Genomic DNA, 24,639 nt, shown 5'->3' with positions numbered 1-24,639 from the left:
TATTGAGGTCAAACGGAAATTTAAAATAATGCCAATACAGCAAAAAAAATTAACTGAAGCCAACCTAACCGTAGGTTATGTCGCCAAGCGCAGCGGCGTAAAAGTATCAACCTTGCACTTTTACGAAACAAAAGGGCTAATACGTAGTTGGCGCAATAGCGGCAATCAACGCCGCTACAAAAAAGATGTACTGCGCCGTATAGCGGTAATAAAAGCCGCACAAGCCATGGGAATAACACTTGATGAAATTAAACTCACTCTGGCCACATTACCTGAGCAGCGCACACCCACACAAGAAGACTGGGCAGCCCTTTCAAAGCAATGGCAAGCACAGCTAGATGAGCGCATAGCGTATATGCAGCGTTTGCGCGACCGCGTTGATGGCTGTATTGGTTGTGGGTGCTTATCAATGAGCAAATGCCCTATTTATAACAAAAACGACCACTTAGGAGAAAACCAAAGTGGTGCTATTTTGTTAGAGCGAGATTGAGGCCTAAGTTAAGGTTAATCTAAGCCACTTAATCCTTCTTTTGCCGCTCTGTATAAAGCCCCTAGGGTAGAATCGAATACAGATTTTATAAAGCTATAAGTCAGCTCTACCGCTTTACTGATTACCTTGCCTGCAAACACCAACATATGCCCTAGTAAACCTAATGTTTGTGTTGCAAACGAGGCTGACGCTTTAGCTATTTTATCAAGCGTTCGCGCCAACATATCGTAAAAGGTGAGCCCGGTTCCAATGGCAGCTTGGGCAGCAACTGCGCTGTAATAGCCCGCATCTTTTAAAAGGGTAATTAATGCCGCACCTAGTTTATCTGCCCAATGTGAGGTAAATGATGCTTGGTTTCGGTCTTCAAATTTTAAACGCACAGGCATGTTTAAAAAGTGATTAGCTTGTATAGTTAAGTTGTTCCAATTATTGCTATTGGCCGTGTTTAAGTAGCCAGGCGTACCAGCAAGAGTATGTGCAGCACCTTTTAAACCTTGTCCACTATCTAAACGTATTTCTTGGCCGTTATGCGGAGCATGCGAAAAAGGCCACAAAGGCACTTTAGCCACTGGATCTGCCCCATGTGTACAGCGGTATATTTTATCGATTCTGGATGTTGCTGCGCGAGAAAAGTTTTCAAGCCCAACACGTGGCGAACCAAACGTATATAATTTTACAGGAAGTGAATACTCAGCTTTGATCCAATCAGCAGAAAGCGTCGCTAGTGCACCTCCTAAGCTATGACCAACTAAGTGAACACAACCCGTTACTTTATCTTGAATATTCGCAGCTATAAACTCTTGCAGCGCAGGCTTCATACTATAAAAAGTCTTATTAAAACCAGCATGTACCATACTGCCATTTGACCCACCACTTACGCCAAAGTGTCCATCGGTTAATCCATCTCTTAGCGAGTTAGTACCGCGAATAGTTATAACCGAATCGCCCTCATACGCGCCAAGCCCATGCCCTACTAAAGCAAACCCCGTGCTTAAATTAAATAAATGTGAGAAAAAACTACCCGTTACGCCTTGTACTGCGCCAGGGTTAACTGAAAAGTTAAAATTGTCGCGCAAAGAGGCATGAAGTGTGCGATTGAGTAAATTAGTGGTTTTAATACTTTTTGCTTTATAAGCAAGGTTTGCTAATTGTACGGCTTGAGTGGGTGTCAAAGTATTCATATAAGTTCCCTTTAAATTAATAGTTAAAGTTTACATGATGTGTATATCGCAAAGGTGTGGCTTGTATCTTCTTTAATTGGAATATCGTAAGTTTGTGGCTCTTGGCCAATATCACACTCTAAGTGTGCAAGAAGCGCTTTAAGTGTGTCACTTTTTTCATGAATTGAAACAAGCGTGTACCATAAAACAATTCCTTCTGGCGTGCCGTTTTCTAAATAAATATGTTGAACCAACGAGTCGTTATCAAACATATTAGCGGGCTTACCTGTTTTTATTGTTTTTTCTGTAAATGTAAAATAACCGTGTTCGTCTGTTGTGGTTTCGTCAACGTATTCATCGCCATAGGTGAGTGAGCGCATTACTTTAGTGTTTGCAACTGGCTGCCCATTATCTAATAACTGCCCTTTTACTGGAGCCGATAAATAAAATTCTTGTTTATTAAAAAAGCCAAACATATCTGCACAAGCCTGTGATGTAGTAAAAAAAACAACGGCAATAGAGACTATTACCAACACAAAAATTTTTAAACGCGATAAAAACAAAGCAAACACTCTCCCAAGACCTAGCTATAAGATACTTAATGTTTATGGCCAATTAATTACACCAACCATATTTATATTAAAAAAAGTAGGGAAACATACTAATTAGGTACAATTATACTGCATGTTTTTTAATCAAAAAACAATCACTAATCTAATTATAAAATAGTGTATATATTAATTTACCAATGCCACTAAACATGATGCCGCCCATAAGCAAAAAAGCATACATAAAACTAATAGCACCCGCTGAAGGATCGCTCCTTTTATCAATTTCTATACATGCCGTACAAATAACAAAAAATATAAAAAAGTTAGCAATAACACCTAAAATAAAAGCATTGCCAAATAACGGTGATACGCCAGCTAAAACTGCGCCCAATATTAGCAGCGAGCCTGAAAATGAATGTTTATCAAACCGGCTCTCAATTATTTTTATAGCTAATGTGGCTAGCATTAAGAGTAAAAAGTATAACGTTGGCCAAAACTGATAATATAAATACCCCCAGTTTAAAAGCTCACCTGAAGTTGATGAATAAGCTTGCTGGCCTATGTCGGCCGCTGAAGCATTCGCGGCATTTTCGGTAAAGAGATACCCTATCCCACCAATAATTAATTTTATAATCCAAAAAAATAAAAAACTGGCAATAGTAAACCCGATAGCGTCATCCCTTGTTAACCTTTTTTTAGCTTTGCTTTTTACAATAATGGCGAGCATTAAACCTAGTAGGCATACACTTCCTAAATAAAGTATCGCCTGCCAAAAGTCATCAGAATAAAATACAGCTAACCCTGGCGCTATAAATAGATACATAGCATCTTCGTTATCTAATGAACGGCTTGGAGTACTCCGATCTGACTCTTTAAAAAGAGCTAAATATACAAATAAAGGCTGTAAAAACAGCATTAAAATACTCGTGGTGATAAGGCTCATAGATCATCCTTGATGAGAAAAAATTAATGCAGCACTAGTGCTGCATTAAAATTAAAAATGTGGGTGCTCAATAATAAAAAGAGGTAGGTGTTATAGGTTTATTTTTTGAAAGTATGTTTTAAGTTTTAAAAGCCCTGATTCAAGTTCAAATTTTTGTATTTTAGGATTTTTGAATTTAAACCCATTCGAAATATGGGTATTAATCATCGTCGCCATACCCTCTAACCCAGCTGGCGCAGTGGCAACTAAATCGCTCAACAAAGGGTTTATAAGCACTTGATGCTCTTCTATTAAAGTTGGGTTTTCGTATATATCGTAAACAAGGTTAGTTAGTGTTTGTTGGTTTTGTTGTTCCATATTATTTCTATAGTGCCTTAGCTTAGGCGTTTATAGCTCCTTTAAAAGTGCAATAACTTTAATGGTTTGTACTAATTATAAATAGTTTGAGTAAATGCTCATTTCTTAATTATCTAAAGAAATCCCCGAATCCTTAAGTTGCTTTTCAAACATTTCTTTTCTGATTTTTTCATAGTTACTTTCATCTAAAAAGCGTTTATGTTCAGCAGCCTTTTCTAAGTTGCCTAGCTCAGTGTAAATTAAATAAAGATCTTTATGAGTCCTTTGCACTCTCATTTTTTCTTTAACTTTATTACTATTATCAGCTAGGTAACGATTATAAAGATTTATAGACTGTGCTAAGTCTTTAGTAACAAAACGTCCGGTACTATATACATACGCTAAAGCTAAAATACCGTCAGGGTCGCCTTCTTCGGCATGCTTTCTTGCCTCAGCAATATAGCGGCTTCCATCACCTGTATGAAGGCCTACCAATTCTAGAGCTTGCCAATATCCCATTTTATAGGCTTTATCACACCAAGCATCAAGCTCTTGAGGTGCATGCATTAAGCTTTTTTGACATTGGCGCATGACTTTATCTTGCGATAAGTTAGGATCATTAATATCAAGGTTAGGGAAAAGAGTTCCTGCCATCGCACCAAAACATGTTACGGTAGTAAAAAGAAAAGTAGCTATTGTTTTCACCATTATAGCCCTTTCATATGAGCTGAATTTTCAGGTAAGTGAACCTGATAAGTTGTCACTGCTGATTTAAACGGGAAGCCCTCTCGATAAAAGTACTTTTGCTTAAGCGCTTCTTTTTCATCAGAGTAACCCTTGCAATCAGTTTGTGAGTAACAAACTGACCCACCAATAAAATCGATAAATTTAATTTTTAAAATACCTTGCGCTTTTATCAGTGTGTCTAGGCCTTCTTGATAATTAGTAGAACTCACAGCATGCCACCTATGCATAAAAGCAATAATTTTATTCTGCTTAGACGTATTTAAAATATTACTAATATTTTGTGTCCAAACCATATTTCTTATTGTATGGCTATTAAAACAATTTCCTGCGACTGAATTATTGTAACTACATGAAGCGTCAATCAAATCCATTTCATCTAAAGTTAAATCCAAAGCAATAATTTTTAATCCTAACTCTCTAGCCGCTTTAACTAGTTCACCATAACTATTTGGCACGCCGTAGCCCCAACGCCAGTTATCATTAAAATATTGCTGAATAACATTAAAGCCTTTACCAGTGCGTTGATAAAAATCTATTTTCTCCTGCATAGACCTTGGTAGCATTTCGATTGCAAAGTGAGTAAACCCAAAAGCTTTCAATTGTCTAAGTGCTTTAATAGCCTCAAATTTATAAATAGCTGGGTTGTGGCTAGATTCACCGAGCATCACTAAGCGCGCGTTACCTGCCATTGTTCTGTAATTTACATCCGTGTTTATTTTACTCACTGTATTTCCTTATGTTTAATATTCTTAATATTATTCAAAAACCCAAGCTAGTCACACCAACCTGCAGGTGTGCGTGCTAGTTTAAGGGAAACTCTATTTTCATTAATCCAAGCATTAATAACAGGTGTAGGTTTAAACTCTGAACCCGTACCAGGCCAATAATAAGACCCGTTTAAACTCTTACAAAGTGCTAGGTAAATGGGCGCCGAGTTACACATTACATCTTCACCTCTCTCAACAAACATCTCATAAGAAATCTGTTTATGAGTTGAGCCTTTATAGGTAGTAACTACATCAGCGGTAAAAACATGCCTTTGGGAACCATCAACCTCTTGAAAAGATTCCACTTTAATAATTTTTACTTTAGCTAAATAGTCAGCACTATTGACCGCTTTTCTAAAGCCATCAAGCTCCAATAAATCAGTATGTTGAGTATTAGCACAAAAAATAAAGCTTAATAAAATAGTGTGCGCGATCAGCCTTCTAATTGGCTAAAAATCTTCAATAGAAGCTAATTTACTAATAGCAGTACTGTCACAAGCCCAATATTTCTTTATATCATTCTTTTGTAGTGTGACTGTGTTTTCTTTTGTTACTGTATCAAACTCTTCGCTATAGTAATCACTTACTATAACTTCACTTTCTCCCCCATTAAAAGTTAAACTATGTTCAGTAACCAAAGAGCGATGATAGCTCGATTTTTCTACAGCTTTAAAGTCTGCTGAATCAATAACAGGGGCTACATTTATAGTAAATTCAGCTAAGTGAAATTTACTCCCTACTTTGTTAATAACCAGCTCAATAGGTGTAGGTACATCCGCATTACATTTAAATATAACTTGCGTAGCACCTTGAGCTTCATTACACGGTGCAATAAAAAACAAGGCTATAATCAGAAAAAACTTACCAAGGTTACTTTTTATCATGCTTTTTTAATACCCTTGGTAGTTCAATATTATAGTTATTTAGTAAATACATTACTTAATGCTTAACTGATACACCTGATAAATCAAAGTTGTAAAGTGTAACTGAATCAATTGAGTGCTCTTCAACTAACTTAGTATTCTTTACGCTAATAACCCCTTCATCAATACTAATATTGCTTACATTACTACTTAAAGTAAAATTAGGGAGCGCGTATAGCTCTGAGTTGATGATTTGATATCCCTTTAGTACTTGCAATTTATTACCTGCATAAAACTTTATTAATGCATAATAATTTTTGCCTTTTTCGAACAATGTTATTTCTGGCGTGTGGCCTTTTAATCGAGTGGCAATAAAAGGGATCCCTTCACTAAAAGACAAAATGTAAGTATCCCTTGTAGGCAAGCAAATACCTGACTTATCTTTGTGGAGTAATTTAACTTGCTCAAACTTCAATGACTGTAATAGCCCTGTTTTGTCATCAACTTTTATAGGCTTAGTTACTTTTATATTTAAACATTCTGACGCGAAAGCGGTATGACTTATCGTTAATAGCAGAGTATAAATTAAGACCTTAAAAACATTCATATACTTACTCCGTATGTTTGCCAATTATGGATAAACTCTTGCACAGTTCCCTTTCCAAGTGGCGTATTATAATAAGTTTTCCAATACTGTGCCTGCGCATTAGTATCATTAGCTTCAGGTAAGGCAGCTGGCGCTCTTAAATAGTGAATTCTAGCAATGGCGCATGCATAAGCATCATTCTCTTTTAGCTCCTTTAACTTATCTTCAGTAGTCATTAAGCTTTTAACTTTTAATGCTAACTCTCCTCTGTAACTTAGGTAATTATCCCAAATGTCATCATGAGTAGCAGGCTCTATCTGAAAATAACTCAACGCAGGTCCACCGCCTAGTTGTTGACGATACTTCAATCGACTTTCTTGAATCGCTGTACCTAGCAATAAGACTTCTGCTTTTTTTGATGATAAACCGATTTTTAACAGCGTTGGTTTTATTACATTGTTCAAAAAAGTTGAGGATCTTTCATTCCTGCTTTTTGAGAGTTAAATAAGGCGAGCTTTTCATTGATTTTGCGAAAAATAGCATCATTGGGATTTATTTTTCCATCAGGACGAACCATGTTTAATACTTTGCTTTGGAATAACTTAATAGCAGCAATAGTTTTTGAACTCTCAGGACGAGGATTTAAGCGACCATCGACAATTAAAGTTTGAGTAGGTGGAATAAGTTTTAGTAATTTATTCAAAGCGGTTTGTACAGTTTTTACATCATTTAAACTGTTAGCACCACCCAATCCAACAGATTGGGTTATTCTGATTGCTGCCATCGAAGCATCCTTTTCTTTAAAGTTATATTTTGAATTACAATGTGTTAGTAGTAAATCGGCACCACTATTTAAAGTGGGTGTCTAGTTTATTTTTCTTTAAATTTTCAAAACACCATTTATAAAACTCAATAGCGTCATTATTTTCAGAGCTGTAGGGCGCAACAGCATATTCATAGCTCATTACAAATAAAAGCTCTTGTACAGTGAAGTTATATTCTTCACTTTTTGAATAACATTCCTTTGCTCCACGCCATAATGATATTGCGCGGCTAAAATACTCGTCACCCCATTTTTCTTTAAATTGCTCGCTGGGATTGTTTTTTAGCGTAAAAGAAGCAACGTCTTGGAGTGTTAAGTGGGTCGTGTTTATACACATCATAATAAATAATTAGTACACCTATGTAAGAGATTTATTATTAAATTAGTCGATTACGTCAATCACTGTGCCAAATGGCACCATTAATGTTTTCTCTACCATCTGCTCTACTTTTTCGTCGTTTAATCTCGATAACGAATAAAATAGTTCTTGATTAACGTGTTTTGGGGTAGAGCCTTCATCTTTATCAAATGCTAAAAATGGATTGCTATCGCATACTTCTGATACTTTAAAATTAAGTAAACTACCAACGTATGACTTTAAATCTTTAAAACTATAAAGCTCTTTCAAAGAAGCAAGGTCGTCGTACTCTTCTTTATCTTCAGGAAAGTCAAATAAAAATACTCCCTGAGTCGGCAAGGAATATTTCTCACAACAAAGCTCACAGTACCAAGTTAGAGTATAATGTTCAGCACTGATTCCAATAATATATGGTTTTGGAATTATTTCGCTTTCTTTATCAATAAGATCATGTAAATGACTACACACTTTTTCACTTGAATTAATAGTAAAATTTAATTTTTTGCTCGGTTTCATCTGTGACTTCCAAGTTTAAAAAGCTTTAAGCCTAATAAAAACGTTATTAGACTTAATTATAATACTCGTAAGATACTCTACGTATTTATTAATATTACGTTAAAACTCAGTCAAACTTGGGGCGAAGTTTCTCTCTCATTTCGAACATATTACTAGGTGTAATAGCCCACCGTTTTGGATCATCAAATTCAAAATCTATTTTAAAACGCTTCGTTTCATTTTCCATTTGAAATAATAGTTGATTGAACTTTTCACCGCATTGCTGATAAATATCTTCTCTTAGTTGCTCTAAAGTATTGTCTAATAGCAACTGTTCATCTTCAATTGAAGCTGTAGCAGGTCTAACCCTCTCGCCATTGTATAAAAAACCTGAATTAGATATGTGCCCTTCTCCGAACTCAAAAACAAACACAAATTCCGTCCAAGGGTTTTCCTCAACTTTTTTACAACGTAAAAATAATCCCGCAATTTCAATTAATGTTTCATCTTTTATATTCATAACAATCCCTTCAACTTCTCAATATCTTTCTTAGTAACTCGACCAAAAGTCTCACCACTTTGGTTATTAAACTTATGCCGCTTTTCATAAACCACATCACCAGTATCAGGGTCACACACCTCATATTCACTAATGACATCAGTAGGCCGAACGGCACCCGGTGGTTCTAAAGAAACCTTCAACCTCACTTCATACCCGGCTTCAGTCCAATCTGCCCACTCATTTTCCATCGACTTGTAACTACCTCGATTGAAGTTAGAGTTCTGTGGAAATAAGTTTTTCTCTCCTTGATCGCTCATGAAGCGATGGCCAACTAGATGACCGCCATCATCATCAGCTAACCTAGCCTCACCACCAGCTTCACTTTGTGCTTTTTTCTCTTTAGATGAGCGCTTACCATGGTAAGTAGATTTTAACGTTGCCTCAACTGAAATAGGCCTACCTTTACTATCAATCTTCCAAGTTGCTTTGTTATCTTCAAACTCTTCCACAACTTCAGAAACCTCTTCTTCGCCAATTTTCCCATTCATCATATCACGTGTAAATTTACGGACTGATTTATCTCTAATAGAGGAGCTCTTTGGCGTGCCTTCTATCCCACCAGCCTCCAACACATCGAAAACATGCGTCAGGCAGCTTTGAGTAGCAGCATCATATAAAGGAGTTTGTAAATTATCAGGATCACCACCAGCGGCATCAAGAGCTATTTCACTATTGAGTATTAGCTGTCTTTGTAAATCAATCGCAGCAATCGCATTTGGTAGTTTTATTGTAGCTTTTTCTATTAATTTGCCAGCAAAATCATCCTCTTCATCGTAGCTATCAATAAGAGTCCTACTACTAATACCATTATCATCAGTTCCACCTAGCTGATGAGTTTTAGTAACCTCAAATTTAGTTTTTATCTGAATAGCAAAATGAGTATCTTTACCACGACCTATTCTTAATACAGTAGCTATGCCTTCCTTACAACTCAACCCAAACGGATCTACCCAATTCACCGGATTTGGCGCATATTGATAGTGGTTTATGCCACCCACTAAACCAATTGGATCTTGATTTATAAAGCGCTGCTGCTTGGGGCTGTAGTAGCGATAACGGTTGTAATGTAAGCCGCTCTCTTCATCAAGGTATTGCCCTTGAAAACGGATTGGTTGAGTGAAAGAGTCTTCTTTATTTGATTCTGCTTTTAACTCTTCATAACCATACACATCGGCTTGGTTTTCCCACACAACTTCTGCTTTGTTATTGGTTACAAAACGTGGGGTGTTAAGTTGGTCTAGGTGGTAGTAGTACACTTCGCCTTTTTTAATCAGCGCAATTGGGTGAAATTGATTCGGGAGGTTGATATACCAGGTATATTCACCGTGCTGGCATTCGCCAATTAACTGGTCGTTATCCCAAATGTAGTCAATTTTACCGTGCTCGGTGTGCTTGGCAATTCGGCGGCCTAATGGGTCGTAGTCGTATTGCGTGAGCGTGCCGTTGTTGTTAAAACAGCTTAACTGATTAAATGCGTTGTATTCACGGCGGGTTTTTATGCCTTTACCGGTTTCGCGTATTTGGTTACCAAACTCATCGTAGTAAAAATCGCTGTCGCCAAAGCGTGTTAGGCGGTCGGCGTCGGTAGCACTGTTTATTGTGGTGTTGTTAGTGCCTTCATTGTTTGCTACTGAGTCAGCGTTGCTACTATTTTTACTACTATTTTCACTACTATTTAGCGCTAGCTCATTGTATTCGCTATGCGTGGCGTGTGTTAAATCAATAGAAGAGTTGGCTGTATGCTCGTTACTGGCAGCATTATGTTCTATACCCTGCTCGCCGTTAGCTGTATCGCTAGTTTCTTTATCACACGTGCTTGTATATCTAAGGTCTGCATCGTTTGTGTTTGATTGAACAGTCTGACTTTGCGGGTTACCAAAGCTATCCCACTGGTAGTGTGTGGTTGTATCAGCACGTGAGCTTGCCAATGTTTGTTGTATTAACTGCCCGAGGCTGTTGTATTCAAAATTGATATTTTGGCTGCTTACGCCTTCGTTTTTACGGGCAATGAGCTGGTTTACGCTGTCGTAATTGTACGTACAGGTATCAAATAATGCTTGCGCTGGGTGTGTAAGCTGTTGCTGCGTTAAACGGTTGAATACATCAAACTGTTGAGTAAGGGTTATGCTATTGCCAAACTGCTGGGTTTTAATATTACCTTGGCTGTCGTAGCTTAATGTTACAAGCGACTTTTCTGCGCTAGCTGAATCATTCGCTTCGCTATTGGCTTGCAATAAGTTAATAGCGTTTAGCTGACCAAACTGATTGTAACTGTATTTAAGCGTAGTTAAATCTGGCAGGGTAAGGGTTTGCCTTCTGCCGTATTCGTCGTAACTGTATTTTAAGGTATGCGCTTGTTGCTGGTTATTTACTTGCTCGGCGCACAGTAGCCTGCCGCCTTTATCAAAGCGTTGTTTAAGTGTTGATTGCGCATTATGTGCACGCGCAATTTTACCTTGCTTTGTGTAGCTGTAGTAATTGGCGTTATTAACGATATGTGAGTCACTGGCAAGGCTTGCATGCTGCGCAGTTACGCGGCCAAGGCTGTCGCGCTCTATTTTTACATGGCGTTTATTACTTTGCGTTACTGAGACTAAGCGGTTACAGGCATCGTATTTATATTGCTGTAGCGTGCCATCAAACCCGGTTATTTGTGTTGGGTTTTCGTTCGCATCGTAACTTATGCGGTATACGTGGCCGTCGCTCCGCTCGATGGCGGTTAGGTTTCGCTCTTTGTCGTACGTTAAATGCAGCGCGCTGCCATCGGGCTGAATAACACAATGCGGTTGGCTTAGCCCTTCAAAGTGTTGCTCGGTGGTGTCGCCTTTGCTGTTTTGCGAGCTAATTAATCGCCCTGCTTCGTCGTAACTAAAATATTGATGCTGTTTATTTTCAGGGTCGTTTTCATCAAAGGCAATGGTTTGTGTAAGCTGGCCGTGCTCATTGTATTTATATTGAGTGAGTAAGCCTGCGTTATTCAGTGTGGCATTTACGCGGCCTAGACTGTCGTAGCTGTAACGTATTAGCTCATCGTTATGATGCTTTGCTAAAAGCTCGCCTTGCTCGTTCCAAATAAACTTGGTGATTTGGCCGTTTTTATTTATATGCTGAGTTAACTGGCCAAGCTTATCGTAGCTGTATAATGTAGTGCGGCCATCGCCAAAGGTTTCACTTTGTAATAAGCCAGCCACACTGTATTTACGTGTAACGGTTTGGCCATCAGGTAAGGTAGTTAATACACGTTGCCCAAGTTGATTGTAGGCAAAATGCGTTTGGCTACCATCTGGCTGCGTTAATGTTTCTAACTGGCCGAAAGGTGTATAGCTATAGCGCGTTGTACTGCTATCGGGCTTTATTTCACTGAGCTTTTGGCCTTGCGCATTGTATGTATATTGCCAAACGTTGCCGTTAGGGTCGATATGTTTTACCAATTTACCTTGTGCGTTATGTACAAAGTGCTCTTTGTGGCCGCGAGAATCTATACAGGTTGTTTCACCAGTCTCTAGGTTATATTCAAACTGGTAAGTATAGGTGTTGTTATCGCCCCACTGCTTTATACATTTAGCGCTAGGTGAGTAGCTATCCCACTCAAAATGATGGCTAAAGCCACTGGCTCGGGTACGCTTTGTTAATAAATTAGCGGCGTTGTAGGCGTAACGCTCAGTTTCGTTTTGCTGATTAGTAGCCTTAACAAGGTTTTTGTTTTCGTCGTATTCATAGCTTGCTAGTAATGGCGATAGTAATTGCTGTTTGTTGTTCTTATCGGTGTGGTACGCTGCTATTTTGCTTAATAAACCTTGCGCGTTGTAGCTAATAATGCAGCCACGTACTTTGTTTACTTCTATGCGGTGTAGGCGCTCTTTTGCATCGTAATAAAACGCGATGCTTTGGCCTTTTTCGTTAATTATTTTTTCAAGCAACCATGCGCTTTCGCCCGGTTTAAACGTAAGGTGTTGGTCGTCTGGCGTTACAAGGACTTGCTTACCATTTGTTTGGTAATGTAGCGCAAGGTTACTACTTAACTGATAGCTTGATTGGCCAGGCTTTACCTTTTCAAATTTATGTTTAGCACCGTGCTCGTCTTGGTACTCTAACCAATAGGTGCCTTTTTGCTTAGGGCCCACTTTTGGCGGCGGCAAGTAATGCTCTGTAAGGCTTGCCATAAAGTCGTGGCGCCAACCATTACCCATTGTTGTGCACAAATCAGCATGAGATGAGCGATACAAACGTCGCCACACTAATTGGCGGCTGCCTGCTAGGGTAAAGTCGATAAGCGGGAGAATTTCTTCGCCCGACAGCATTGAAACCGGATCTGAGCGGCACTCTTGATTTGTAATGGGCTCTTCGCTTGCGGTGTTATTACTTGCCCCACCCGTATTTTTTGCAGGTGCTTGCGTTGCGCTTTTACCCGATGCGGTTGAGCTTGATTTTTTGTTCGACTTTTTGCCCGCTGAGCCACTATTTGTGTTATCGCTTACCTGAATAGCCGACTTTGCTTTTTGGTGGTAACACGTTACGGCACCACTTACTAAGGCCTGCGTAAGTACGCTTGCGGTTTCGCGGGCAGAGGCACTGCGTGGGCAGCTAACGCCTGCACTATTTAATAAATTAATTACATCAAGGCGTTTGGCAGCATCGCCAGTTAACGCACCACCAATTTGAGCTATTTGTTGTTTAGCCGTTTCAGGGGTGTTTGCCACTGTTGGTGCATAACCTGACGGCGTTTGGCCTTTGCCAGCAACTAGGCAAATGGGGTAACTCGTTCCTTGTAAAACAACTGTATTACTTTGCATTAGTTGTGTACTTCCTCACTTATCCATAAGTATGATGCTGCGGCCTGGTATTTTGATTGTTCTTGAGAAATCACTAACGCGTGTTTAAAGTGATTTACAATAGCCGGGCTTGAGGTCAATAGATATAAATTGACAAGTCCTTCAAGTGCACCCATTTTACCTAATTTGTAATTAGGTAATTCATAATGTGTATGCTCATTAATTAAATTACTGAGCAATTGTAAATTAGTCAGCCATACATCACTTTGCTGATGTATGCCGTTGCCAGGTGCAAATATAAGATCTATATAGTCTTTATTACCCTGTGCAATATTTGAAAATATACCGCCTAGTTGGTCGTGCTTTATAAAATCTATTGAAGGGGCAAGCTCATGGCTTGTTTGCATCCAGCCGCTTTTAATCGTTTCAATAGTCGCGAGTGCACCACCTACTCCTAAGTATACCCACTCATTGTTTTTATCGGCTTTATAGGTTGCATCAATGGCTATAACATTTGCCTTACGCCATTTTTTTTGCCCCGCCATTTGTACTAACGTATTAGCGCCAACAGCACCATAAAATAATAAGTGCTCTACATGTTCAGGGAACAACTGTTTAAAACTTTTTGCTAAAAGCTGCTTTAGCTCATCTTGGTACGCCAGTGCTGGCAATAGCCATACAAGTGGCAAGTTTAAGTCTTCTACTTTTGCAAAAAGCTCTTTTGCTTTTACTATGCAATCATAAATACAGGCATTCCATGATTGCCAATTAATACCGTTAGGTGAGTTTGGAGTATCTGCATATAACAGTGTATCTATGTCTTGCGACAAAGGCGTAGAAAAACAGCTTACGTTTACGTTAAACGCCTTCATGCTTGCGCCTCTGCTTTTACATTTTTAGCCATCGATTTGTAGTAGGTATACAAATTGAATATTGCTTGGCTATAACAGTCCATTGCCGACATTTCTATTGCGTTTAACTTATGATTAAGTGCTTTACCGGCTACTAACCGTTGTACGCAAAGCTCCTCCTCGTATTTAGGCCAGTTTTGCTGTAACTGCTGCTTAAAGGCAACTAGTGCTTGTTGATTTGCATTAAACGCGCTTACTTGAATGTCATAGCTTACGAGTAAATCGAGTTTATCGCCAAGCATACGCCTTATTAAGGCAATAATAGCTGTTGGGTTTTCTACTTGGTTTAACGACATACACGCTAAAGGCACTAACTTTACATAGCCACTTTGTAATAGCACATGCAACGTATCATCTACTGTTAAAACGTGGCTTGCGTAGTTACTTAAAGCGTTTACCTGTTCCCAACTTAGTGATAATAAAAAAAGCGACATTAACGGTGAATTAACAAGCTTACTTTTACATAGCTCATCAAACACATGTTTTAGCACTTTTATGTTGGCATTAGGGTTAAACGCGCTGATAAACGAGACTGTTTCGGCTGTTGTTACTTCTTGTTCAGTGCTATTAGCTAACGCAAAATAAAGAGTGTTTAAGTCAATTAATGCAATTAAATTAAAGCTGTGTTGCTGTAATAAAACTTTATGAATAACAACCTTTGCTAAGCCATGCAAGGACGGGCTGTTTAGCAAAGCATTTATAAAAGCAAGGTTAATTGTTTGCGGTAAATTAGCCATCACTTCTATACATGCTTGCGAAATTACATCAAGGCTTTGCTCGCTAGTTACTAATGCATTAAGTTGTGTTAAATCGGGTTGGGTAAAATTTTGAGGAGTATTATTTTTTTTAGCGGTTAGCCAAGTTGTTTCTAACAACTTTTTTTTAAGTGTTTTTACATAACCTACCGAAGTAAACGGGCAGCACTGCGCCTTACTTATACTGAGTAATTGTGCTTGATGATTACTTAAGTAGGTAGACAGCAAAATTAGCCACCTATTAATACAGTAGGGTTGCCAACAACAATTTTTCCGCCGTGGGAGCTATCATCACCCATTCGAGCTGCGGGTTTACCGTTAATTTTTACGCTACCAGAGCCTGACTTTATGCTGTCGGGTGGGCCAACACATACTAACATATCGCCTTTACGTGCCGCAGGCATTCCACCTATTAATACATTAGCAGAGCCAACCACAACAGGGCCGCCAACATGTGGGACTGTACCTGTTGTTTTAGGGCATACATGCATATGACCAATTGTAGCTGCGGGCTTACCCATAAAGACTCCTTGTCTTATTTACTTTTTAACAATAAAACTAATCAAATAAAGGAATAATTAATAATTTACTTTGAGCAACTAAACCCGATAACGTATCAATTAATTCCGCTTTGTTGTAATCAGAAATAGATACAGGGCTTTGTAGAGCATATTGATACAAAGCAGCTATAACATCTTCACTATTTAATGCACTATGTAAATTACTCAAAAACTGATTAGCGTAATAACCATTCATTGCTTTTAAATGCGTTAATGCAGGATTTAGCAACGGATCATCAGGTCTATTTAAAGGCAAACAAATTAAATGAGGCAATCCATAACGGCAATATACAACATAACCGTTATTATTAATGCCGTTTCTATACCCTGAGTAAAAACTATTTATTATTTCCATAATTGCACTAATTTAATTTAATCATACCGGCAGATAAAGTAATGGCACTACCATCCACTTTAACATTACTGCCTTTAATATCTATATTAGTGCCCTCTATAGTTATATTACCGCTACTGCTCATTTTAATTTGTGCAGAGCCTGTTTTAATTACTATTTCGTCTCCCGCTTCAATATTAAGTGTTTTACCCACTTTTAATGTGTCGTTTTCACCTATATCATCACTGCGGTTTTTTGCCACTTTAAGGGTTTCATTATTGCCAATATCAACTTTTCGATCGTTGCCAATTTCAATATTATGGTCGTGATCTGTTTTGTCGTTTTGGTCATTTTTTACGTAAAGCTGTTTGTCTTTTTCTGCTTGAATATAAACAAGCTCGCTGCCTTTTTTATCTTCAAACCTTAGCTCATTAAAGTTATCAGCTCCGCCTTCTTTTGTAGAGCGTGTTTTAATACCACTTTGTGTTTTTTCGCCAGGTAATGCGTACGGAGGCATTAAATCTGCGTTGTAAACAGCGCCACTAATAATGGGTTGATCTGGGTCGCCATTTATAAAGTCTACTAGGACTTCTTGGCCAACCCGCGGGAAGAAAAACGCCCCCCACTTTTTACCCGCCCAGTTTTGCGCTACACGGATCCAGCATGAGCTTTTTGAATCCTTTTTGCCTTCTCGGTCCCAATCAAACTGCACTTTTACGCGACCATATTGATCAATCATTATTTCATCGGCGCTATCGCCAGTTACAATTGCAGTTTGAACCCCATTTATTACCGGTTTTTTCTTATTTATTTGTGCTCTGTAAGGGATTTCTTTTGGGACACATTCAAAGTGATTTGAATACACCTCCTCTACCGATGACTGTTGCGAGCCAGATTGGTTTGGCACTGTAATTGAGGTCATCATAGAGGTTATGACAAATGTTTTACCCTCAAGGCGTGGGTCTTCGTGCTTTTTAAAGCTAAAGAGTCTACCCACAGTGAATGAACGGCAATCACTGCGACCACTAGAAAGCTTCATGTCTCGCTGTAATGACTCAAGCTGCACTGATGCTAAGTTAGCTGCGCGCGGGTGGCATTCTTGCTCGCCCGTATATTCAAAAATTTCTGATACCGATTGCGTCGGGAGCTCTGGGTTTGCTTGCTCACCATCTGGGTAGCGTGATGGCTGTTTAAAATCGTAACCAACACGTTTAAAGCTGCCAGGCGCAATACTTAAACCACCCTGCCAACGTGATACGTGTGATTCGCTTAAATGGCCAGTTGAGTAAACAACTTTAGCTTCGTCACACACTTCATAAGCAGTTATATCATCTGCAAGTACGAGTGTATGGCTGCTATTCGTATGTTCAAAAAAGTAAAAAATACCTTCTTGTTGAAAAAGTCGTTGGATAAAGTCAAAGTCTGACTCTTGATACTGAACACAGTACTCATACTTAGGGTATGTTTTGCTGGTTTTATCGCTAAAGGCAACATTGTGTTGGCCAAATAGGTCAGCAATTATTTCTTTAATTGTTTTCTTTTGGAATATTCGGCTGTTTTTACGATTGCGCATTGATGCTGCAAACGGAACTATCGTTGCTTGGTAATCTATATAGTTTTTTTGTTCTTCTACATCAGCTGTGCGGCTACCATTTGAAACTAAGTGACTTACTATTCCGTGATAGTAACGCTCACCACCGCCTTGTGCATTTTTTACTTTAATAGATACAGGCTTACCTACTAAATCTTCGTGTGCTATTTGTTTACCAATCGTGTACATATTGGCAGACATAACGAATAAATCTGACATTGCCTCTTGGGCAACAAAACGAGTTAAATAGAGGGCATCTTTACCAGCAGGGGTGCTAATTTGAATTACGTTATTATCTTGTGTTGCTTGTTGCATTCCTTGCCTTTCCCATCCTAAAGATCAAAAAAAGCTCTGAGCAAAAGCCCAGAGCCATTATAAGGTAACAAAAATTACATTTGTTGACCTTTAACACCGCTGTAACCGTATACAAGTGGAGCAGTAATGTTATTTTTGTCGTCTGTTGGAGTAACAGTCATCATCATTTCTGTGTAGCTGATAGTGATTGTTTCAATAGGACGATCGTTTTGCACTGATACAGAGTAGCTAGAAATCATTGCATCTGTAAGTTCAATTTTCATGATTTCTTCAACTTTATCACCTTGTTTAGTGATATGGAAAATAGCTGGTAAGCCTTTACCAATAGTTGCTTCTTTGAAAAGATCCGGAGATGCTTTATCTTGAAGTTTAGTGATAGTTACGTCGCCAAGACGAGTAGAGCTAGACTCACGGTCCATTGCTGTACCAGTTGCTGCGCTAATTTCACGGCTTACGTTCCAATCTAAAGATAATACTGTGATTAAATCTTTGAAAGATTCAGCTGTAGTTTCGCCTTTGATTGAACCGTATTTTAAATATGTATTTGCTTGCATTTGATAATGCTCCTTTTAATTAAACAATGTTATCCATTTAGACTGGATTATTTACTTTGGTTTCCCAAAAATTCCTTTGAAATCATTATCTTTAATACAGCAATGAAAAGGCCTTCAGATTCCTTTCCTTAGATGAAGACAATGTCTCAAAAATTCCATGTAGTGATTTAAGGCACCAAAATTATAATACCCTAAAAATAAAGAAACAACCTTAATACTAAGTTAATTTAAATAAACTTTAATTTAACTCAATATTAAATTCATTATCTATAACTGACAAAAATATACTATCTATTTCTTTATCATCTATCATGTTAGAAAGTAAAACTTCCGACAGTAAAGGTAATAGTTTATTTTGCAAAATGGTGTGAATGTTCCTAGCACCGGACCCAGCATTTTGGCAGTTATCAATAATATATTCTATCACATCATTTTCATATTTAAGCTCAGCATTGTAATGCTTTTTAACGCGTTTAATTATTTTAGCAATTTGTAGTGATGCAATTTCTGTAAGAATATCGTCACTTAATGGAATATAAGGTATTACATTAATTCGCCCTAAAAAAGCTGGCTTAAATGATGCTAGTAAATCATCTTGTAATGCTTTTAATAAACCTTTAATACTCGGCTTACTTTCTTCGTCTTCAAATAAACTCATGGTCGTATCAGTACCCACATTAGAGGTCATAATTATGATTGTATTTTTGAAGTCGATATCGCGGCCTTCACCGTCTTTAATTGTACCTTTATCAAATACTTGATAGAAAATATCCTGTACACCAGGGTGTGCTTTTTCCATTTCATCGAGCAATACTACACTGTACGGTTTTCTTCTCACGGCTTCGGTTAATATGCCACCTTCGCCATACCCTACATACCCTGGAGGTGAACCAAGCAGTAGTGATACTTTGTGCTCTTCTTTGAACTCAGACATATTAATAATGGTGACATTTTCTTCACTGCCATACACTTCGTGTGCAAGCGAAAGTGCAGTCTCGGTTTTACCTACACCACTTGGACCAGCCAACATAAAAATACCGTTAGGTCGGCTTTCATCTGCTAATTGTGCGCGAGATGTTTGCACGACTTTAGCGATTAAATCTAAAGCATGATCTTGCCCTACAACACGTTTTTTCATTTCTTGCGCGAGGTTTAAAATGCCATGTATTTCATCTTCGTGCATTTTACCAACAGGTATGCCAGTCCAATCTGATATAACCTGTGCAATAAGCTCTTCATCCACTTGCCAATGAACCATATTATGTTCAAAAGCAGTTAACTTTTCTTTGCTCTGCTTTAGGTTGGCTAAAATTTCATCTGATGAGTTATCTTGATCTGAATTAATAGCTTCGAGTGCCTGATTAAGCTCAGCTACAATTTCTTTTTCTACTTTAAACTGCTCAGTTAATGGTGCTAATTGCTCTTCAATGGTTACAAGTTCAGTTTTAAGTGTATCTAGTTGCACTGAATGATCTAAACCTGTTTTTTGTTCACGGTGTAACATTTGCACTTGTGTCTCTATTTCGCTTAATCGATTTACAAGTTGCTCTATAGTGTTTGGTGTAGATGCTTGGCTCATTGCCACCCGTGCGCAAGCAGTATCTAATAATGCCACTGCTTTGTCGGGTAGTTGCCTTGCCGTAATATAACGATGAGATAAATGCACGGCACTTTCAAGAGCCTGCTCAGATATAAACACTTTATGGTGTTTTTCCATCACTGGCACTAAACCGCGCAACATTGCCACTGCTTTTTCTGGCGTTGGCTCTTCAACTTTTACCACTTGGAAACGACGCGTTAACGCAGCATCTTTTTCAAAAAACTTTTTATATTCAGCCCACGTTGTAGCGGCAATGGTTCTAAGCTCACCACGAGCAAGTGCTGGTTTTAATAGATTAGCAGCATCGTTTTGACCTGCTGCTCCACCACTACCAATCATAGTATGAGCTTCATCAATAAATAAAATAACAGGGTTAACTGCATTTTTTACTTCGTTGATTAATGATTTAAGACGATTTTCAAACTCACCTTTCATGCCTGCGCCAGCTTGAAGTAGTGCTAAGTCTAAACTGTGAATTTTTACGTTCTGCAGTACGGCTGGCACATCTTTTTGTGCAATTCTTAGTGCCAAACCTTCAACTACAGCAGTTTTACCTACACCCGCTTCACCAGTTAATATTGGATTGTTTTGACGGCGTCTAGTTAAAATATCTACCATTTGACGAATTTCGAAGTCGCGACCTAAAATGGGGTCTATTTTTCCGGCTTTTGCTTGTGCCGTTAAATCAACAGTAAACTGATCAAGGCTCGGGGTTTTAGAGTTAGTAGCCGATTGACTCGCCGTACTTTGTACTGAATGATTACGTTCTTGCGATTGGGCGACTATTTCTGGCCATGCATGGAGTAACTGCCCAGGCTCTATTTTATTAAATAACTTACTACAGCGCGTTACTAAGCTCGATAAAGTATCGTCTTTTACAAGCGTATAAATAACGTAGGCACTACGAATTTGATTATCAGTAAACTCTATACTGGTACTTAACCAAGATTGCTTTAATAAACTCGTAACATGTACAGACAAACTAGGTGATGACTCACTACCGGTTTTAAACGCTTCTAAAGATTGATTTAAGTCTTGTTTTACTTTTTCAATATCAATGTCAAAAGAGCCAAAAATAAGTCTAACATCATCGAGCTGCTGCTCAATCATGGCAAGTAACCAATGTTCAAGCTCCACTGTAAAGTGGCTTCTGCTATTACAAATTGCAACCGCGGCCTCTAGGCTTTTTCTGCAATCAGGGCTTAGTTTTTCAACTAATTTATTGAGTGTCATCGAAGACATACAGTGTTCCTTTTAATTTTAATTATCCCTTAAACGATAACTTAGTAGGGTTAGATTTTGATTTTTTATTCTGCACCGCTAAAAAAGAATTTGCGCCTAATTGGCAATCATTCTTAGCCAGCTGAGCGGCGCCTAAATGCTGAAAATCAGTTTCAATAACTAAGCGGAACTGAATTGAATTTCCAACGTAGTCTTTAGTAATTTTATTTGCTAGTTCAAACAAAACCCCTTTTGGTAAAAGAAGTTTTGCTTTATTTGGATCATTTGATTTTATGTGCACTTCAATATTGGACGAGACATCCCAAACCTTTTTGCCTAGCATGGTATCTATACCTAACTGAGCATGCTGACCTTCAAATAACGCTTGGCTAGCAAGGCGGGTTTGCTCTTGCTCTTTGAGCTCGTGCCATTGTCCAACCATTTGTTTTATTTTTACTTCACAGCCAAGGTATGAGCTGAGTACACTTTGTAAGTCAAATGCATTGCGAATTTTTCGACTGTACAAACCTGAAAAATGCAACTGATGCTCATTATACCCACCACTTAATAGCCCCAATATTTTGGTATATGGATCTTTATTTTTGTCATTGTTTACATGATTTAATGAAGGCTTATATTTTTTCCAAGCTCGGTAATACAAAGAGATCAGGCGATGATTAAACATGTCGTAAAAATCGCGCATGGTTGTATCTTTATAGCGAAGCCTTTGCATAACCAGTTCACTATAAAATTGCGGTAATGCACCAGAGCAGCCAGTTAACCCCATAAATGAAACCTGCATATTGACCTTGTGCAGGCCATCTTCAAAGCCAGTTTCTTCTAGCTTGGTTATTGCATTTCCTGGGTAGCCAAACTTTTGTGTTGCCGTAAATTTTATTAGTTCTTGTTTTGGGTTGCTGTCGTAACCTACATGGCGATAATCTAAGCCTCTTTTTTTAAGCTGGTTTTCAATAATGAAAACCGCTTTATAAAAATCGACTTGAGAAGCTTGGGCAATTAATTGCTTAATCATAATAGTGGTCTATCACCTACGCGCGCAGGCCACTGATAATATATTTGCTCTTGCTCTTTTAAACGTAAGCTTAAACGCGTGTAGCTATTTATAGCGGCAAACTGAGCAAAGAAATGATCCAACACTGCGGCAAAAAAGAACATACCACTGCCCGAAAAGTCATCGTTAGCAAAAGTAATTTCTATTTCGCTGCCAGTCACAAAACTTACCCTCCCCTTTTGAATAACACGTGCAGTTGCAGGCTCAATACTTACCCTATATATATTATCTATTAGACCTTTGGTTTGAGGCGATGCTCTAAAATCATAAAGGCGGAGTACTTCTTTTAATTTATTGCACGCATCTTCACCGCTAAACGTATCGAGCGTTAAATGGTTAACAAGTTGCCAACGCGTTGCATCGGCTAATACGGGTCTAACGGCATGGGTAAATGGCGCTAAACAACGAATTTTTTTAATTACATCGCCGCGCTCTGGCATCAGTAATCCAAGTTCATCGTCGCCAAATGGCATACTTGCAGGTAAGTTACGGTTGCTACAATGCGCACGCACAGTAAGTACCGAGTTACCTTCACCGTATTCCATTGCGCTGTTTTCAAACTTTGCATCTACCAACGACATAAATGTCTCGGTACCTGACTCAACATAGCCACCCGCCCACGACGCGGTTTCTCTTCTTATATGCCAAAATAAATCTTCGTGGCCTTGATAGTTTGGGTGAGTTTGTCCGTAAAATGGCGCAACAACTTGTTTATTGCCTTTGTGATCAAAAGCAATAACCTCTGAGATACCTACCACCTCAGAAATTTCTGAGTCCATATAACGCGGTGCAAGTTGATATTCGTACTGACTTATCTCAGGTCGAATTGGCTCAAGCTCTTGTTCAAATAAATTAATTATTGGCGTACACCCAAGTAAAAACATTTCTTTATCGACTTGTTTTTCAAGCTCACTCGACTCTGTATCAAGATAAATATAGATGTCACATTTATGCGCGTTTTTAGGTAAAGCGTCGCGTATGCCTTCGAGTTCAAAAAAACGAAACTTTTCAGGAAAAGTGAAGTTCTCAACCAACAGTCGATACCCAGCAGCAGAACGCTGAGAGTAAGGTACAACCGCTTCGTGTGTTTCAAACCCAACGGCTTTTAATTGATTTTTTGATAAGTATTTAATGCCTTCTTCGCCATTATCTATGGCTATACCAATACTATGTTTAAATAACAGCTCGTACACTTTAAGTGTATGATGCCACTGCCCGTTTATATATACACGAAGCTTTTCTAAACCGGTTTCTGCAAGCGATACACCTTTGTATTCACCAGTTAGTTCTAATTTAAATATAGACTTTGCTTTTTCGTGCCAACGCGGCTTTGGCGCAACAAAGGGACTGTTGTCAAACTGAGCTTTCGTAATTTCAATGGGCCAAAGGTAAGTTTCGTAACAAGTTTGAAACTTACATTGCTTCATAGAATCAACGTTAGTTTCAACTTCACTTGCTCTTGGAATTACAACTCCCGCTGTTGAGAGGTTTTCGGCTTCCAATTTTACTATCGACATAGAAGGGATTGGGGCCTGATAATCAGGGAGCATTTGTCCTAATAAAGCATCGGTTAGTTCAGGGAAACTGTCATCGAGCTTTTGTCTAATATTGGCAGTTAAAAATGCAAACGATTCAATAAGGCGTGATACGTGAGGGTCCTCAACATGGTCTTCACTAAGCTTTAAACGCCCAGCTACTTTTGGGTATTTCTCAGCAAAGTCTTTACCTAAGTGACGCACAAATGCTAATTCACGATTGTAATATTTTAATAATTCATCGTTCATAATGATGCCTCAATAATCTTCATACCTAAATTTACAGGCTCTACCTCTGAATCAAAGCTTATAAATTCTGGCTCAGGATCAGCGTATAAAAGCGCATTAATACGCAAGTTTAAAACGCGATTAACCGGTACTTCCTCATCAGTAAATACTTCAACTTCTAAAAATCGTGGTTCAAATTTTAAAATAGTATTTCTAACTGTCTCGCATAGTAGTGCTCGACCTTCGTGAGAGCTTACCGACATACTTGAAAAATCAGGTAAACCGTAAGATAAACATGACGTAGCAAGCTCGCTATATTGAGTAGGCCATGTATGCCATTGAATTCGGGCGTTAAGCAGTGCTTCTATGTCTCTGCGCACATTTTTACGTAGCTCACTTATGGTGATCCCTTCAGTACGCGATGGTGCATCTTGAAAGTCAGGCTCATCATCAATGAGCCTATCTAGAATAGATGCTTGAAGCTGCTGCTTATGTTCTATCATTGTTGCT

Annotated in this window: 26 protein-coding genes; 1 reads left to right on the top strand and 25 read right to left on the bottom strand. The window is 38.5% G+C overall.

Annotated features, from left to right (window positions below):
- Positions 1-28 precede the first annotated feature (28 nt).
- Positions 29-490 carry a redox-sensitive transcriptional activator SoxR gene (gene soxR, locus QUE46_RS17305; protein ID WP_286248854.1) on the top strand — a complete coding sequence of 154 codons (462 nt, stop codon included), beginning with the start codon at positions 29-31 and terminating at the stop codon, positions 488-490.
- A gap of 14 nt (positions 491-504) precedes the next feature.
- Here the strand turns inward: soxR and QUE46_RS17300 are convergent, their stop codons facing one another.
- From QUE46_RS17300 to tssE, 25 genes are all read right to left on the bottom strand, one after another.
- Positions 505-1,671, bottom strand: coding sequence for a lipase family protein (locus tag QUE46_RS17300; RefSeq protein ID WP_286248853.1), 1,167 nt, complete (start codon positions 1,669-1,671; stop codon positions 505-507).
- A 23-nt stretch (positions 1,672-1,694) separates the two neighbouring features.
- Entirely contained in the window at positions 1,695-2,126 is a 432-nt protein-coding gene (locus QUE46_RS17295; protein WP_286248852.1) for a DUF6795 domain-containing protein, read from the bottom strand.
- A gap of 238 nt (positions 2,127-2,364) precedes the next feature.
- Positions 2,365-3,144 carry a hypothetical protein gene (locus tag QUE46_RS17290; protein WP_286248850.1) on the bottom strand — a complete coding sequence of 260 codons (780 nt, stop codon included), beginning with the start codon at positions 3,142-3,144 and terminating at the stop codon, positions 2,365-2,367.
- A gap of 90 nt (positions 3,145-3,234) precedes the next feature.
- Positions 3,235-3,501 (bottom strand): hypothetical protein, encoded by a 267-nt coding sequence (locus QUE46_RS17285; RefSeq protein WP_286248849.1) that lies wholly within the window; start codon positions 3,499-3,501, stop codon positions 3,235-3,237.
- A gap of 105 nt (positions 3,502-3,606) precedes the next feature.
- Positions 3,607-4,188, bottom strand: a complete 582-nt coding sequence (locus QUE46_RS17280) for a hypothetical protein (RefSeq protein WP_286248847.1) — start codon at positions 4,186-4,188, stop codon at positions 3,607-3,609.
- A complete protein-coding gene (locus tag QUE46_RS17275; RefSeq protein ID WP_286249256.1) occupies positions 4,188-4,892 on the bottom strand; it encodes a ChaN family lipoprotein in 705 nt (234 codons plus the stop codon). The genes QUE46_RS17280 and QUE46_RS17275 overlap by 1 nt, the downstream gene beginning before the upstream one ends.
- A gap of 107 nt (positions 4,893-4,999) precedes the next feature.
- Positions 5,000-5,368 (bottom strand): hypothetical protein, encoded by a 369-nt coding sequence (locus tag QUE46_RS17270; RefSeq protein ID WP_286248844.1) that lies wholly within the window; start codon positions 5,366-5,368, stop codon positions 5,000-5,002.
- Between the two features lie 75 nt (positions 5,369-5,443).
- Positions 5,444-5,878, bottom strand: a complete 435-nt coding sequence (locus QUE46_RS17265) for a hypothetical protein (RefSeq protein ID WP_286248841.1) — start codon at positions 5,876-5,878, stop codon at positions 5,444-5,446.
- A 55-nt stretch (positions 5,879-5,933) separates the two neighbouring features.
- Positions 5,934-6,464 (bottom strand): hypothetical protein, encoded by a 531-nt coding sequence (locus QUE46_RS17260; protein WP_286248839.1) that lies wholly within the window; start codon positions 6,462-6,464, stop codon positions 5,934-5,936.
- Entirely contained in the window at positions 6,461-6,907 is a 447-nt protein-coding gene (locus QUE46_RS17255) for a hypothetical protein (RefSeq protein WP_286248837.1), read from the bottom strand. The genes QUE46_RS17260 and QUE46_RS17255 overlap by 4 nt, the downstream gene beginning before the upstream one ends.
- Positions 6,904-7,227, bottom strand: coding sequence for a peptidoglycan-binding protein (locus QUE46_RS17250; protein WP_286248835.1), 324 nt, complete (start codon positions 7,225-7,227; stop codon positions 6,904-6,906). The genes QUE46_RS17255 and QUE46_RS17250 overlap by 4 nt, the downstream gene beginning before the upstream one ends.
- A 64-nt stretch (positions 7,228-7,291) precedes the next feature.
- Positions 7,292-7,606, bottom strand: coding sequence for a hypothetical protein (locus QUE46_RS17245; protein WP_286248833.1), 315 nt, complete (start codon positions 7,604-7,606; stop codon positions 7,292-7,294).
- A gap of 42 nt (positions 7,607-7,648) precedes the next feature.
- Positions 7,649-7,963, bottom strand: coding sequence for a hypothetical protein (locus tag QUE46_RS17240; RefSeq protein WP_286248831.1), 315 nt, complete (start codon positions 7,961-7,963; stop codon positions 7,649-7,651).
- Positions 7,964-8,246: 283 nt separating this feature from the next.
- Positions 8,247-8,639 carry a hypothetical protein gene (locus tag QUE46_RS17235; protein WP_286248829.1) on the bottom strand — a complete coding sequence of 131 codons (393 nt, stop codon included), beginning with the start codon at positions 8,637-8,639 and terminating at the stop codon, positions 8,247-8,249.
- Positions 8,636-13,474 carry an RHS repeat-associated core domain-containing protein gene (locus tag QUE46_RS17230; RefSeq protein WP_286248828.1) on the bottom strand — a complete coding sequence of 1,613 codons (4,839 nt, stop codon included), beginning with the start codon at positions 13,472-13,474 and terminating at the stop codon, positions 8,636-8,638. Before QUE46_RS17230 ends, QUE46_RS17235 begins: the two co-directional genes overlap by 4 nt.
- Entirely contained in the window at positions 13,474-14,325 is an 852-nt protein-coding gene (locus QUE46_RS17225) for a hypothetical protein (protein ID WP_286248826.1), read from the bottom strand. Before QUE46_RS17225 ends, QUE46_RS17230 begins: the two co-directional genes overlap by 1 nt.
- The gene (locus tag QUE46_RS17220; protein ID WP_286248824.1) at positions 14,322-15,347 is read right to left on the bottom strand and encodes a hypothetical protein; all 1,026 of its coding nucleotides are present in this window, start codon (positions 15,345-15,347) and stop codon (positions 14,322-14,324) included. The genes QUE46_RS17225 and QUE46_RS17220 overlap by 4 nt, the downstream gene beginning before the upstream one ends.
- 2 nt (positions 15,348-15,349) lie before the next feature.
- Entirely contained in the window at positions 15,350-15,640 is a 291-nt protein-coding gene (locus QUE46_RS17215) for a PAAR domain-containing protein (RefSeq protein WP_055015739.1), read from the bottom strand.
- Positions 15,641-15,677: 37 nt separating this feature from the next.
- Positions 15,678-16,034 carry a hypothetical protein gene (locus QUE46_RS17210; protein WP_286248821.1) on the bottom strand — a complete coding sequence of 119 codons (357 nt, stop codon included), beginning with the start codon at positions 16,032-16,034 and terminating at the stop codon, positions 15,678-15,680.
- Positions 16,035-16,041: 7 nt separating this feature from the next.
- Complete coding sequence (locus QUE46_RS17205; protein ID WP_286248819.1) at positions 16,042-17,919, bottom strand: type VI secretion system Vgr family protein; 1,878 nt, start codon at positions 17,917-17,919, stop codon at positions 16,042-16,044.
- A 74-nt stretch (positions 17,920-17,993) separates the two neighbouring features.
- A complete protein-coding gene (locus QUE46_RS17200) occupies positions 17,994-18,473 on the bottom strand; it encodes a type VI secretion system tube protein Hcp (protein ID WP_024032870.1) in 480 nt (159 codons plus the stop codon).
- 238 nt (positions 18,474-18,711) lie between these two features.
- Positions 18,712-21,315 carry a type VI secretion system ATPase TssH gene (gene tssH, locus QUE46_RS17195; RefSeq protein WP_286248813.1) on the bottom strand — a complete coding sequence of 868 codons (2,604 nt, stop codon included), beginning with the start codon at positions 21,313-21,315 and terminating at the stop codon, positions 18,712-18,714.
- Between the two features lie 22 nt (positions 21,316-21,337).
- On the bottom strand, positions 21,338-22,327 hold the full coding sequence (gene tssG, locus QUE46_RS17190) for a type VI secretion system baseplate subunit TssG (RefSeq protein WP_286248811.1): 990 nt from the start codon (positions 22,325-22,327) through the stop codon (positions 21,338-21,340).
- Entirely contained in the window at positions 22,324-24,150 is a 1,827-nt protein-coding gene (tssF, locus tag QUE46_RS17185; protein ID WP_286248810.1) for a type VI secretion system baseplate subunit TssF, read from the bottom strand. Before tssF ends, tssG begins: the two co-directional genes overlap by 4 nt.
- Positions 24,147-24,632, bottom strand: a complete 486-nt coding sequence (gene tssE, locus QUE46_RS17180; protein WP_064387136.1) for a type VI secretion system baseplate subunit TssE — start codon at positions 24,630-24,632, stop codon at positions 24,147-24,149. The genes tssF and tssE overlap by 4 nt, the downstream gene beginning before the upstream one ends.
- Positions 24,633-24,639 lie beyond the last annotated feature (7 nt).

Origin of the sequence: Pseudoalteromonas sp. MM1 (assembly GCF_030296835.1) — a bacterium.
Lineage (GTDB): Bacteria > Pseudomonadota > Gammaproteobacteria > Enterobacterales > Alteromonadaceae > Pseudoalteromonas.
Note: the sequence above shows the minus strand (reverse complement) of the source record. Positions and strands in the feature narration are given on the sequence as shown.